At 63.8% G+C, this 13,504-nt stretch carries 11 protein-coding genes; 2 read left to right on the top strand and 9 right to left on the bottom strand.

The window, feature by feature from the left end; all coding sequences use genetic code 11:
• The 3 genes from VKI00_RS17880 to VKI00_RS17870 all read right to left on the bottom strand — a co-directional run.
• A partial coding sequence (locus tag VKI00_RS17880) for an acetyl-CoA hydrolase/transferase family protein (RefSeq protein ID WP_324439680.1) occupies nt 1–1,258 on the bottom strand: 1,258 nt, incomplete at its 3' end.
• A gap of 9 nt (nt 1,259–1,267) precedes the next feature.
• Nucleotides 1,268–2,527 carry a CaiB/BaiF CoA-transferase family protein gene (locus tag VKI00_RS17875; protein ID WP_324439678.1) on the bottom strand — a complete coding sequence of 420 codons (1,260 nt, stop codon included), beginning with the start codon at nt 2,525–2,527 and terminating at the stop codon, nt 1,268–1,270.
• Nucleotides 2,524–3,651 carry an FAS1-like dehydratase domain-containing protein gene (locus VKI00_RS17870; RefSeq protein WP_324439676.1) on the bottom strand — a complete coding sequence of 376 codons (1,128 nt, stop codon included), beginning with the start codon at nt 3,649–3,651 and terminating at the stop codon, nt 2,524–2,526. The genes VKI00_RS17875 and VKI00_RS17870 overlap by 4 nt, the downstream gene beginning before the upstream one ends.
• A gap of 236 nt (nt 3,652–3,887) precedes the next feature.
• Here VKI00_RS17870 and VKI00_RS17865 point away from each other — a divergent pair, with 236 nt between their 5' ends.
• Nucleotides 3,888–4,301 carry a Zn-ribbon domain-containing OB-fold protein gene (locus VKI00_RS17865; RefSeq protein WP_324439675.1) on the top strand — a complete coding sequence of 138 codons (414 nt, stop codon included), beginning with the start codon at nt 3,888–3,890 and terminating at the stop codon, nt 4,299–4,301.
• Nucleotides 4,301–5,470 carry a thiolase C-terminal domain-containing protein gene (locus tag VKI00_RS17860; RefSeq protein WP_324439673.1) on the top strand — a complete coding sequence of 390 codons (1,170 nt, stop codon included), beginning with the start codon at nt 4,301–4,303 and terminating at the stop codon, nt 5,468–5,470. The genes VKI00_RS17865 and VKI00_RS17860 overlap by 1 nt, the downstream gene beginning before the upstream one ends.
• A gap of 6 nt (nt 5,471–5,476) precedes the next feature.
• Here the strand turns inward: VKI00_RS17860 and VKI00_RS17855 are convergent, their stop codons facing one another.
• The 6 genes from VKI00_RS17855 to VKI00_RS17830 all read right to left on the bottom strand — a co-directional run.
• A complete protein-coding gene (locus VKI00_RS17855; protein ID WP_324439671.1) occupies nt 5,477–6,961 on the bottom strand; it encodes an aldehyde dehydrogenase in 1,485 nt (494 codons plus the stop codon).
• Between the two features lie 5 nt (nt 6,962–6,966).
• Nucleotides 6,967–8,178 (bottom strand): amidohydrolase family protein, encoded by a 1,212-nt coding sequence (locus VKI00_RS17850; protein ID WP_324439670.1) that lies wholly within the window; start codon nt 8,176–8,178, stop codon nt 6,967–6,969.
• 58 nt (nt 8,179–8,236) lie between these two features.
• On the bottom strand, nt 8,237–10,558 hold the full coding sequence (locus VKI00_RS17845) for a CoA transferase (protein ID WP_324439669.1): 2,322 nt from the start codon (nt 10,556–10,558) through the stop codon (nt 8,237–8,239).
• Between the two features lie 63 nt (nt 10,559–10,621).
• Nucleotides 10,622–11,761, bottom strand: coding sequence for a thiolase family protein (locus VKI00_RS17840; RefSeq protein WP_324439668.1), 1,140 nt, complete (start codon nt 11,759–11,761; stop codon nt 10,622–10,624).
• Between the two features lie 71 nt (nt 11,762–11,832).
• The gene (locus VKI00_RS17835; protein ID WP_324439666.1) at nt 11,833–12,240 is read right to left on the bottom strand and encodes a Zn-ribbon domain-containing OB-fold protein; all 408 of its coding nucleotides are present in this window, start codon (nt 12,238–12,240) and stop codon (nt 11,833–11,835) included.
• A 41-nt stretch (nt 12,241–12,281) separates the two neighbouring features.
• Nucleotides 12,282–13,504, bottom strand: a 1,223-nt coding sequence (locus tag VKI00_RS17830) for an amidohydrolase family protein (protein ID WP_324439664.1), incomplete at its 5' end; no start/stop codon positions are given.

Raw genomic sequence — 13,504 nt, 5'->3', positions numbered from 1 at the left:
TCAGTTCGCGGGCGCGTTCTTCAAGCGTTCGACCCGACAGTCGGGCGATTCCAAACTCGGTGACCACATAGTCAACAAGAACTGCCGGCAAGGTCACCACGCTGCCGGTTTCGAGCACCGGCACGATGCGCGAGTACTTTCCACCCCCCGCCGTGGCCGGAAGTGCGACGATGCATCGTCCGCCGCGCGACACGGAGGCACCAATGGCGAAGTCAAGCGATCCGCCCGTGCCCGCCACCTGACGACCACGCAAGAACTCAGAGTTGACCTGCCCGCGCAGGTCCACCGCGACAGCGGAGTTAAGCGCATGAAAGTTGCTGAGCGAACCAATGATTCGGACATCGTGAGTGTATGCCGCGGACCGCATGCTGACCGCGGGCGAGGTGGCGGCGAACCGGTAGAGCTGCTCGGAGCCATGCAGCTGGTTGGCGACTAGCAGACCTCGGTCGACTTCCTTGCGCTCCCCGGTCAGCACGCCCTTGTCGTAGAGTCGGCGCATACCGTCGGTCAGCAATCCGGAATGCATGCCGAGCTCGCGGTGTCCGCTGAGGGCATCGATCGCAGCGTCAGGGATCGCGCCGATGCCGACCTCAACGCAGGCACCATCGGGCACCAGTTCGGCTACGAACTCGCCGATGCGTTCGGACACCTCGTCGACCACAAGCTCTGGCGCCGCCGGCAGCGGCTCGTCCACCTCGACGAACCAATCGACCTCCGAGACATGTATACGCAGCTCGGACGACACGCGAGGCATGGCGGAGTTCGCCTGTGCGATGACCACTTTCGCTCGTTGTGCTGCGATTGCGGCAAAGTCGGTACTAGAGCCGAAGGAGCAAAATCCTTGCTCGTCGGGCAGCGACAAATTCACCACGGCCACATCCGGCGCGAGCGCTCCGTCTTCGAGAAGCCGGCAGAGGGTGTGTATCGAACCCGGCACATAACTCGCTGTGCCGTCGGCCACCGCCTTGCTGGCGGCGCCTCCCGGCGAATAGGTCAGCAGGCGGAACCCGCCCGTCACCTTCGGGTCGGCGAGAAGTCCGCGCGTCCCTCGCACCGACTGGAACCCCCGACACGTGCCGAGGACACCTTCGATGATCATCGCGTCGATCAGAACCGTCGGCTCACCCTCGTACGAGGTGAACACGAGGAGGCTTCCCGCGGGCACCTTGGTGGCCGCGGTGCGCGCATCCACTACCCGCTTGAGGTATTGGTCGCGCCAGTAAACTCCAGCTGAGCTGCGCTTGGTCGGATGTGTCACAGTACGCGCTCAGACCTCTGCCGGCACGGCGCCCAGTTCCGTTGCGCCCGAGGCGACCAGGCCGTCGATGTCCTTCTCGCTGTAGTCGAGCAGGCCGCGCAGCACCTCGACCGTGTGCTCGCCCAACATCGGCGAGGGACGCAACGGCTCGCGATCACGTCCGACGAACTTGATCGGGCGTCCGGTCATCTTCACGATGCCGGCGATCGGATGGTCGACCTGCTCGATCATCCCGCGGGCCTCGGTATGCGGCGCTACCACCACTTCGCTGACCTTCTGAACCGACGCGTTCGGGATGTCGGCCGCATCGAGGGCCGCCGACCATTCGGCGCGGGTTTTCGTGACGAGGACCTCCTCGAGGATCGGCGTCAGTTCCGCCTTGTTGGCCACACGCAGATCGTTGGTGGCGAACCGCTCATCGCGCGACAAGTCGGGGCGGCCGATGACGTCGCAGAGCCGGCGCCAGAACTGGGTCTGGAAGGCCGCGATGATGATGTCACCGTCCTTGGCCTGGTAGGCACCGTAGGGAACGATGCTGGGATTGCCCGAGCCCACGGGTCCAGGATCCTTGCCCGTCAGGAAGTAATCGGTCAGGTAATAGTGCATCAGACCCAGCATCGAGTCGTACATCGCGATGTCGATCGCAGCGCCACGGCCGGTGATGGAACGCTCCCGGATGGCTGCAAGGATGGCGATGATCGCGTAGAGGCCACCCGCCAGGTCGCCCATCGCGACCCCCAGCCGCGACGGCGGCTGGCCGGGATGGCCGGTGACCGACATGGCACCGGTCATGGCCTGAGCGATCACATCGAACGCGGGTCGGTCGCGCATCGGGCCGTACGCGCCGAATCCGGAGATCGACGCGACCACGATGGCGGGGTTGACCTCGCGCAGCGACTCGTAGTCCAAACCGAGGCGGGCCATAACGCCCGGGCGGAAGTTCTCGACAACGACGTCGCACTTGGCGGCCAGTTCCCGCGCCACCCGGACGCCCTCGGGCTTCTTCAGATCGAGGACCACACTCTTCTTGTTGCGGTTGGCGGTGATGAAGTGTGTGCTCTCACCGTTGGCCTTCGGTCCGCTGTAACGGGATTCGTCGCCTTTGCCGGGTCGTTCGATCTTGATGATCTCAGCGCCGAGGTCGCCGAGCATCATGGTGGCGAACGGACCAGCAAGCACGCGGGTGAAGTCGAGAATCCGGACGCCACTCAGTGGTCCGGCGAGTTCGCCCGCGCCGTCAGTGCTGTGCCCTGCGGAGGTGTCGGTCATCGTGTCTTCTCTCGGTCGTTCCTACGCGGTAGTTCGATCTCCGTTTCGCCGGCGGCGGTCACGATGCCGCGTTGGTCGGTCGCGGAGATTTCGGCTCTCACCACGGGCCTGCCGTCCAGTTCGGCTTTGTCGGTGATGCGGCCGGTCAGTGTGGTCAGGTCGCCCTGCAGGTTGAATCTGCGCAGCGTCACCGTCAACTTGCGCAGGGTGCCTTGGTCGCCGGCCCAGTAGGTGGCCAGCGTGCAAAGCCACGCGATGCGTTCCGGACCGTAGTCGTACGCGGCGGGAACACCGACACTGCGAGCGTATTCGTTGTCCCAGTGCCCTCTAGAGGGCCCTTCGGGGATGCCCTGGTGATTGGGCCGCCCGGCCTTCGGGTGCTGTGCGAGGTAGTCGTACCAGTAGCTGTGTGTCTTGAGGAACTGTCCTCCGTAGACACGCATGAAACAGACCGAGTTGGTGGCTGTCCATGGGCCGCGGATCAATTCGCCGATGCTGTCGCCGATGGCGACGTCCTCCCAGTACCGCGGCTTTGCGCCCCGGATTTTCGCCGGTTCCTCGGCGTAGCACTGCGCAATACGGGCTATCTCGTCATCGGAATACTGTGCAGGCGTGAGGTCCTTGTGCTTGGACCCTTTGCTCCCCGCGCCTCGTTCGGTCCGGATGCCCCACGGCATGGATTTCGCGACGATTTCGCCGTTCTGATTGGTGAAGAGCACTTCTGACGTTTGCTTCACCGAGCGGCCGGCGAACTCCCCGTGCCGGATGGCGACGTCTAACAGTTTCACCGACACGTCGATGCGGTCGCCGCGCCGGATGGGTAGGTACCACTCGTGTTCGGCGCCGCCGAAAAACGAGTGCACCCCGGGCAATCCGCTTCGGTCTCCGATGGCCTGAAGTGAGAAGCCGTAAATCATGCTCGGCGGTGCGATGATTCCGCCCGCTGGAGTGCTCCGCGCGCAATCCTCGTCGGTCCATCGTGGATCGCGGTCGCCGATCGCACGCGCCCAGTGCCGTATCGCGTCCTTGGTGGCCTCTTCGAGCGTCGGTTCCTCGCGGGTGAGCCGTGGTGTGCCCACCTTCGCGCGCAACTGTGCCAGCGCTTCGTCGGTGATCGTCGCCACGCGGTGCCTCACCCCTTGTCGAACAGGTGCCTGTCAAGACCCCGTCGGTGCGTCAGGGTCCTCTAGTACTCTTGTATACGTGTACTCATAATGCCCGTCTAGCGACCCGCGAGTCAACTTCGCGGCGATACTGAGTGGTGCCCTCGAGCAACCAACTCGGTCTGATCCGAAAGGTGTCGTCCTGATTGCACAACAGAGCGAGCCGCGCTTCCCTCGCTGTATCCACGGAGAACACGATGTCCTCTGACACAGTCAAATTCGAACCGCTGCCCACCCCCGAAACCGCGGAGTTCTGGCAGGGGTGCGCCGAGGGCGAGCTGCGCATTCAGCGGTGCGGGCAGTGCTGCGAGTTCTATTTCCCGCCCCGGCCGCTGTGCCCCCGATGTTGGTCTCAAGACGTCGAGTGGAACGCCGTGAGCGGTCGCGCCACTTTGCACTCGTACGTCATCAGCCACCGGCCGGCTGCGGGTTTCGATGCCCCCTATGCGATCGCCCTGGTGCAGCTCGAGGAGGGTCCCCGTTTGCTGTCCAATATCGTTGAGGTCGAAAACGTGCCGGAGAAGCTGATTCTCGATATGCAGCTGGAAGTCACGTTCGAGCGACGAGGCGACGTATCGATTCCGCAGTTCCGGCCCGCGGGCGCTCGCTGATGGGAATTCGTGGTGTGGCCGCCATCGTCGGTGCCGCCGAAACTACCCGGCTCGGCAAGATCCCCGATATGTCGGTACTCGGCTTGCATCTCGACGCCGCGCGAAATGCTGTGGCGGACTGCGGAATAGATCCGCACGACATCGACGGTGTCGCCACCACTGGCAGCGTCAACATCACTCCGGTAAGCCCCGTGGTGATATCCCACTACCTCGGACTCACCCCTCGCTGGATCGACAGCACGTCCGTGGGCGGCGGTGCCTTCATGATGCTGGTTCGCCATGCGGCCGCGGCGCTCGCGGCCGGCATGTGTGAGGTTGTCCTGATCACCCACGGGGAGTCGGGACGATCGGGCGTAGGTGTCCCAGGCATCGGTCTCGATCGCACCTCGCCGTGGGCTCAATTCGAGATGCCGTACGGCCCGATGGGCGCCGCGACCTTATTCCCTCTCGGGGTCCTGCGGTACATGAAGGACTTCGGCCTGACGCACGAGCAGCTGGCAGCGGTGCCGGTCGTCCAACGACAATGGGCGGCAATGAATCCCCGGGCTCTGGCCCGTGATCCCATCACTGTCGGGGACGTACTGGATTCTCGTGTGATCGCCTGGCCGATGCACCGGCTGCATTGCTGTCTGGTGGCCGATGGCGGCGGCGCGCTGGTCATGACGACCGTAGAGCGGGCGCGTGACATGGATCTCGCCTATCCCCCGGTCTATGTGCTCGGTACTGGCGAGTCTGCCGAGACTCCGATGATCTCCCAGATGCAGGACATGACGACGTCGAAGGCGTTCCGGGTGTCCAGCGCGAATGCCTTCGCGGAGGCGGACATCACGCACGGCGATGTCGATCACCTGATGATCTATGACGCCTTCGCGCACAACCCGATCTACGGCCTCGAGGATCTCGGCTTCGTTGGCCGTGGCGAAGCCGGACAGTTCATCGCGTCTGGCAACACCGCTCCTGGCGGACGACTGCCAATGAACACCAACGGCGGTGGCCTGTCCTACGCGCACACCGGGATGTACGGGATGTTCGCGATCCAGGAATCCGTCCGACAGTTACGTGGAACCGCGCCGGCGCAAGTCAATGGAGCTCGCATCAGCGTCGCGCACGGAGTCGCCGCGTACTTCGCGGCGGCCGGCACCTTGGTGCTGGGCAACCAGATTCCGTGAATGAGGCTATGGCAATTTCGCGGACGGACCCTTGAGGATCACGGTTTTGGTCTCCAGGAACGGCAACAGGCCCTCGGTGCCGCCCTCGCGGCCGATGCCGGACTGCTTGAAGCCGCCAAAGGCGATCCCGAAGTCGGTTCGAAAGGCGTTGTGGCCCACCGTTCCCGACCTTAGCCGTCCCGCGACGTCAACCGCACGCTCCAGGTCGTCGGTAAACACCGACGCATTGAGTCCGTAGATCGTGTCGTTCGCGAGTTCCACGGCATGGTCCTCGTCGTCCGCCGGTATGACGGTGAGGACCGGACCGAAGATCTCTTCCTGAGCGATAGTTGAAGAATTGTCGACGTTGCCGAATACCGTGGGCTCGACGTAGTAGCCACGCGGCAGGTGCTCGGGTCGCCCGCCTCCGGCCGCGACCACGGCGCCCGCTTGACGCCCCTTGGCGAGGTAGTACTCGACGCGCGCGCGCTGGCGCTCGGAAACCAGCGGTCCCAGCTGTGATGCTGGATCGAACGGATCTCCCACCCGGACGCGGCGAAACTCCTCGGCCAGGGCCTCCACCATCTCGTCGTGGCGTCGCCGGGGCACGATAACGCGCGTCAGTGACGAACAGGACTGACCTGACAGCAGGCATTCCTGGCGAGTGAGATGCGTTGCGGTTTTAGCGATGTCGATGTCGTTGAGGATCACCGCCGCGGACTTCCCACCCAGTTCCAGGGTGCATCGCGCCACTCGCCCACCGCAGATCGACCCGATCGTGCGACCTGCCGCGGTCGAGCCGGTGAAGGTGATTTTGTCGACACGCGGGTCGCGCACCAGAAGCTCCGACACCGCACGATCGGCCGTCACCACGTTCACAACACCCGGCGGCAGTCCAGCGGCCTCGACGGCCTCGGCGAACACGTAGGCCTCCCCGGGCGCCTCGGGCGATGCCTTCAGCACAACCGTGCACCCGGCGATCAGTGCGGGAGCGACCTTGTACCCGATCAAGCGCATCGGCGAGTTCCACGGGATGATGGCTCCCACCACGCCGACGGGCTCGCGAATCAACAAGCCCGACTCGCCGAAGGTCGGCTTCATCGGCTTGATCCACGCAAATGTCTCGGCCTGACCGGCGTAATAGGAGAAGATGTCGAATCCGTCTCGACCCGCGGCGGTCGCAACCGAGTGCAATGCGCCGGTTTCTCGCGGCCAGATCTGGCCTATGTCCTCGCCCCGGGCCAACAGACCATCGGCGATGCGCCGCATGAAAACGGCGCGTTCGGCATGGGTCATGCCCGGCCAGGGGCCGTGGTCGAAGGCCTCACGCGCCGCCGCGACGGCCCGCCCCATATCGTCGGCCTTGGCCTCGGCCACCTCGAGGAAGATCTCCTCGGTCGTCGAGTCGCTTACCTGGATCCGGTCACCCGACGAGGGGGCGAGCCATTCGCCGCCGATGAAGAGTCGATCGGTGTGCTTCAGAAGCGCGGCGGGTCCGCTCGTGATCGTCACCGTGCCTACGCCGCGAATTTCGGTTCACCGACGCTCGGGAACAGGTCGAGGAAGTTGCCGCGCGTCATCTGGTACGCGGCCTTCTCGTCGATGTTGCCGAACAGTTGATGGATCACCTGTTGGGTATGGCCGAACGTGCCCTCCAGGTGCGGATAATCACTGCCCCACATGACCTTCTCGTAGCCCATCGCGAGATAGGCCTGCACCGCGGATTTGTCATGTTGGAATGAGGCGTACACCTGGTCGTAGATAATTTCGCTCGGAAGCCGAGACAGCTTGGGCCGCACATAGATTCCGTGTTGTCGATAGGCCTCGTCCATTCGGTCGGCGATGAACGGTACCCAGGTCGCGCCACCCTCGGAGACAATCACCTTCAAGTTCGGGTGGCGGTCGAGCGCGCCGGACGCCACCAGCATGGTGGTGGCGCGCTGGCCCCCGAACACCGTCTCGACCCAGTTGATGATCGCACCGCCGGGACCGTGGTAGACAGAACCGGGTGAGCCGCCATCGGGCTCCTTGGCATCCGATCCGATATGGATTCCGAGCACCATGCCGATCTCTTCAGCCGTCGCCCAAAGCGGTTCCCAGACATCGTAATTCCAATTGCCGATGCCGTCGTCGTCGAGACCGGAGGGCAAGCTGATCGCCTTGAAACCCAGGTTGGCCGCGCGGATCGTCTCGGCGACGGCATCTTCGACCGACCGGGTCGAGATCTCCGCAGCCGGAATTGACCGCGAGGTTTTGTCGATGAAGGTTTCCTTGAGCCAGTCGTTCAGCACCCGCACGCCCTCGCGGTAGAGCACCGGATCCTTGATCAAACCGTTCCACAGACCGATCGACGGATAGACGATCTCGCCCCAGATGCCCTCGTGATCGAGGTCTTTCAAACGCAGATCGAGGTCCCAGGCGCCCGGCGGGCGGTCGAACCCACCCATCTCGGTGAAGGTCATCCCCTCCTGCCGGTGCGCCGATCCCTCGACCCAGGCCCCTGCCGCCTCTAGCTCTTCCTTGGTCATGGTGGGGTTGCGCCCGATCTTGCGCTCGAAGGACCGGCCATCCACGTGCAGGATTTCAGTGCGCTCATCGACCTTTTCGCTGCGCGGCATGCGCGCGGCCATGTCGGCCGTCATCCGCTCACTCCACAGGTCGGACGGCTCTAGGACGTGCGCATCGCCGGAGTTGACCCAGATCTTCTCGGCCACGGTCTCGGTGCTCAATGTTCTTCCTCTCGCTGAAGATTCGGCTCGGCAATTTGCCTCGTCATGTCCGACGCCGTCATCGGATCGCCTCGGCGTCCCGTAGCCGAGCCACGTCCTCGGGCGCGATGCCGAGGGCCGCCAAGACCTCGTCGGTGTGCTCACCCAGTTCAGGAGCACGGCGAAGCGGAGGCACCGACGCACCCTCGAATCGAATCAATGCCCCGGGCTGGCGTGTCTTCCCGTAACGCGGATGGTCGAACTCACCGACCCGCCCTAGCCGAAGCTGTTGCGGATCGTCCATGAAACGCCGGTTGTTCTCGTACACGGGCTCGGCGACCGGTACTCCCGCGGCGCTCAGCGCGCCGATCAGGTCGGCCGTGGAACGGGACAGGAACCGTCCGACGAGCTCATCCTCGAGTTCGTAGTAGTTCGCCTCGCGCAGTTCCGATGTGCTGAATCGATGGTCGCCGAGGATGTCGACGTCGAGCACTCGACCCAACGCCTCGATGTCCTCCTCCTTGATCGCCACCACACAGATCCAGCCGTCAGCCGTCTCATACAGCCGGTGCAGCGGGCCCACTCCCGTTTGCAACGTATCGAGACTGCCGGCCCCCAGCACACTTCCGTCAGACGACCGGCGCACGATGTGGCACACGTCCTCCATCGCCGAGTGGAAGTGCGGTGAGTCGAGGAACTGACCGCGACCGGTTCGTCCTCGATTGAACAACGCCATCAGCGCGCCGACCGCCCCGAGAAGCCCACCCCCGGAGTCCTCGTTGGCCACGGGATCGACCGGCGGATTGAAGAGCCCGGCGGCCTCGTAATCCGCGCCAACGTAGCCCGCCATCAACGGGGCCAGGCTCTGTCTGTTGACGTCGGGCCCGTCGATGCCCCAGCCCGTCGCGTGCAGGTAAACCACCTCGGGGTTCAGATGTCTTACCTGCTCGTAACCCATCCCGAGGCGCTCGGCCACGCCAGGCCGCAGATTGTGGTGCACCACATCCGCCCATTCGATCAACCCGTTGCGGATATCGCCGACCTCCGGGTGGGTGAAGTTGACTCCGAGCGCCCGCTTGCCGGCCTGCGCGCTACTGAACGGACGTTCCAGACCCCGCATTGGATCACCAATCGGAGGCTCAACCTTGATGACGTCCGCCCCCAGGTCGGCGAGCAATCGCGACGCGTACGGACCGGCGAACCAGTGCCCGATGTCGAGCACTTTCAGACCTTCCAGGAGGGGTCGCTGGTCGATCGGACCAAGCTCAGCGACCACGGGCGGCGGCGCCGATTTCAGTTCGGCCAGGATTTCCTCGGTGTGCTGCCCGGCGGTCGGCGCCCCGGCGCCGACAACAGCGGGAGTGCGTCCGTGCTTGATCGGCGGTGCGATCTGCTGCACCGTCCCCAGCGTCGGGTCGGCGACCTCTGCGACCATCGCGTTGTGGACGGCCTGGGGTTCGTCGAACACCTCAGTCGGCCGCAGCACCGGAATTGCACAGATATTGGCTTCGATCAACCGCTCAAGCCATACCTTGCGTGGCTGCGTTTCGAAGATATCGGGCATTTCCGCTAGGGCCGTCTCTTCGGCCGGCGTCAAGGGCGTGCTGGCCTCCGAGCCGTCCACTGGACGCACCCTGTCGGCGATGCCGACCAGCGTCATCAGCCGATCGAACGCGCCCCTGGCCGCAGTGTGCACTCCGATGTACTCGTCGTCCGCGCACCGAAGAGTTTTGATGTAGAAGCGGGTGCCGCCGGTGCGGTAGCGCTCTTTATTGCGTGCACTGTAGCCCCAGCTCTGCGAGACGTAGGCGATCATGCCGTCGAGAAGCGACGTTTCCACGTGGCGTCCCCACCCGTCGCTCTGCCGGCGGTACAACGACGCGAGGATACCGATGAGACCCAAGTATGCCGCGCCCGAGCTGGCCGACGGCACGCCCACGAAGATCGGCCCGTCCCGAAAGCCCGCCTGGTCGCCCATGGTGCCCAACAGCGCGTGCACGAGGGCCTCGTAACCCGGGAGGTTGCGATGCTCCCCCTCGGCGCCGAAACCCGATATCGAGCAGTACACCAGTGCGGGGTTGCGTTCATGCACTGCGCTGTAACCCAGACCAAGACTCTCGGCGACCCCCGGCCGCCAGCTCTGGATAAAGACGTCCGCAGTGGCCAGCAGCTCGTGCACCGTCTGCCGATGGGTGGCTTCCTTGAGGTCTAGGGCGATGCTGCGTTTACTTCGGTTGAACACCGAATAGGCGACGTTGAGTTCACGGCGAAACGGATCGCCACCGGGCGGTTCGACCCAGATGACGTCTGCCCCGTAATCCGCGAGTATTCCGGCCGCCTTGGGTCCGGCCATCCCCGACGTGCAGTCGATGACTCGAAGCCCTTCCAGTGGCCCAGACATCGTCAATTCCTCTCGCATCGTGGATCGGCGGAAATGATCATTCTCGCAGTTATCGCCATAGTGTCATTCCGCGGCCCGCAGAATCAAACCGCCAGGCGTGAAGAAGAAGCCACCAAGGGTCGCCAGCGCCACACGGGCGCCCGGCACTTGGCGTTGCCCCGCATCGCCCCGAAGCTGCTGCACCGCCTCACGGATGTGTCCGCTGCCCTGCGAGGCTCCCTCAGACATGTTGCCGCCGTGCGTATTTATCGGTACTCGTCCGTTGATGACAATGCGCCCCGCGCCATCCCAGTGGTCGTCAAGAAACTGGCCCGCCTCGCCGCGACCGCAGTAGCCGATGTCTTCGATCCACTTCAGCGTGGTGATGGTGAATCCGTCGAAAGGGTAGTAGACGTCGACGTCGTCGATCGTTAGCTCGCTGACGTCCCATAACCGCTGGCTGACCACTTTTTGACTCGAGTGGTCGACGTCGCGCAGGTTCTCCTCGGCGGTGCGATCGGTCTGGCCCGCCACCGCGGCGTGGATGAGCACCGGACGATGCGGGAGGTCCCGCGCCCGCTCGGCGGTCGTGACGACGAAGGCATCGGCACCATCCACCGGAAACTCCATGTCGAGCATCCGTAGCGGATCCCAGAGCATCGGAGCACTCAGGTAGTCGTCGATCGTCAGCGAATCACGCACCGCCGCATGGTCGTTCATCTGGGCGTTACTTCTGGCGTTGACGGCGATATAGCCCAGATGTTCGGGGCGCGCTTTGTAGGTGTCGAAGTATTTCCGGGCCCATGGAGCGTATACCGACGCCTCGCCGGCGATGCTGTCCGGCCAATGACTTTGCGGGCGCCGGGTACTGATGAACGTCCCGGCGCGCTTGCGAAAGGGGTCCTTGGCGGCCGACGCCGACAACATCGGCGTCCGGTACATCGAGTGGTGCACCAGGACGGTTTCGCATACGCCCGAAGCGACCGCCATCATGGCGTTGGTCATCTGGATGTTGAACGCGGTCAGACAGCTGACCGACCAGCCAGTCTCCGGAATTCCCAGGGCGCTTTGCACGATCTCGTTGCGAAAGATGTCGCCGGAGAGGCCGTCGATGTCGTCTCGGGTCAGGCCGGCATCCTTGATGGCGTTTTGGCAAGCCTCGACTACGAGTGATAGCTCGCTGCGCCCGGAATCCCTTGAAAAGGGGGTGGTTCCGATGCCCACGATGGCGACCTGATCGCGTGCTGGGTAGCGTCGCGTCATACCGGTTGGTGCCCCAATCTACTCGTCGCTTCTCATGCGGGCCGAAAGGCCGGGACAGGTTTGCCGTCGCGTTCCAGCCAGACAAGTTCGACTGCTGCTCCGATCGTCAGCTCTATCGGCGCAATGTCGATGATCAAGCCCGACGCCCGTAAGTCGTCCTGTTCGGCCAGCGAGATGACCGCTAGTGCGTGTTCGGATTTCGGTGCGACCGTGAAGGTTTCGATTACACCGGCGCCGCTCACTTCGGTCGGCACCACATTGGCCGACCAGCAGTACGGGCACGTCGGCCAAGGGGGTTGGTACCACTTGGTGCAGTCCCCGCAACGGTTGACGAGCAATTGCCGGCGTAAGAGACCGCGATAGAACTCGACGTTGTCGCGGTCAATCCACTCAGAGTCGAAGCGATCGAACACCTCCTGGGAGGCAGCGTCTGCCGTCACGTATATCTATTCCTTTTCGCCCCGTTGCTCAGATGGGCGGCTCATTTCTTCTTGTTGGTCGCCCACTCGGATTTGTTCCACATGTCGATGTCTCGCTGATCGGCTTCCCGACCTGCGATCGTTACGGTGTTGACATCGGTGGCCAGCGCCCGAAGCGCACCCGCGGTGCACTGCTCCTTCGGGAGATACTTGAACGGATCGAATTGATATGCAGCGATGGCATTTTCGTGCGTGATCTTGTTGATGACTTCGTCAGAGAGGTGGCCGAGCGTCCTAATCGCCTGCTCGGGTGAATTCGGCCACTCGCTGTCGGAATGCGGGTAGTCGGACTCCCAGAAGACGTGGTCGATGTTGAACCAGTCCAGCAGATGCGGCCCGACCTGGTCGTTGATAAAGCAGGACAGGATGTGGCGCTTGAACACATCGGTCGGCGTGTCGTAGCCCGGCGGCATCTTGTGTTTGGTCCAGCCGCTCTGGCGCTCCAGGACGTGCTCGGATTTCCAGAGGAAGAACGGGATCCAGCCGATGTCACCCTCGGTGAGCGAAAACTTCAGGTCGGGGAACTTGCCCCAGAAGTCGGCCCAAATCAGATCCAGCATGGTGAACATTGTCATGATCGGCGCGGCGGCCATCACTGCGTTCGGAGGGGCGTCGGGTGTGAGTTGGGGCGTGCGGGAGGAGGAACCGAGGTGGCAGCACATCACGGTGCCCTCGTCGGACGCCGCCTTAAACAGTGGATCCCATGCGTCGCTGTGGATGCTCGGCATGTTCAGCGCCTCGGGGTTCTCCGAGAACACCGCCGCGTGACAACCCTTGCTTGCCAGTCGGCGGAGCTCCTTGGCGGCCTCCTCGACGTCGTATAGCGGGAGCAGGCCAGCCGGAATGAAGCGGCCGGGGTAGGCGCCGCACCACTCGTCGACGTGCCAGTCGTTGTACGCCTTGATCATGATGGTGTTGATCTCGCGATCGGGCCCCTGGTTGAGCACTTGGCCCGAGAACCCGGTGAAGTTCGGGAAGTTCAACCCAGCGAGCGTGCCACCGGCATTCATGTCGCGCACCCGCTCGTGCACGTCGTAACAGCCCGGCCGCATGTCGTCGTAGCGCGAGGCGTCGAGGTTGTACATCTCTTTCGGCTTGCCTGCCACGGCGTTGAGGCCGAGGTTGCGGCCGCGGATGTTCCCGTAGTACCACTGCTGTGTTCCGTTGGCTTCGGCGACCACACGCGGCGCGAATTCCTTGTATTTCTCTGGCACGTGGTTGTCGA

Source organism: Mycobacterium sp., from assembly GCF_035314665.1.
In the GTDB taxonomy this organism is placed as follows: domain Bacteria; phylum Actinomycetota; class Actinomycetes; order Mycobacteriales; family Mycobacteriaceae; genus Mycobacterium.
The sequence above is the reverse complement of the archived record's forward strand: the minus strand, read 5'-3'. Positions and strand labels throughout refer to the sequence as shown.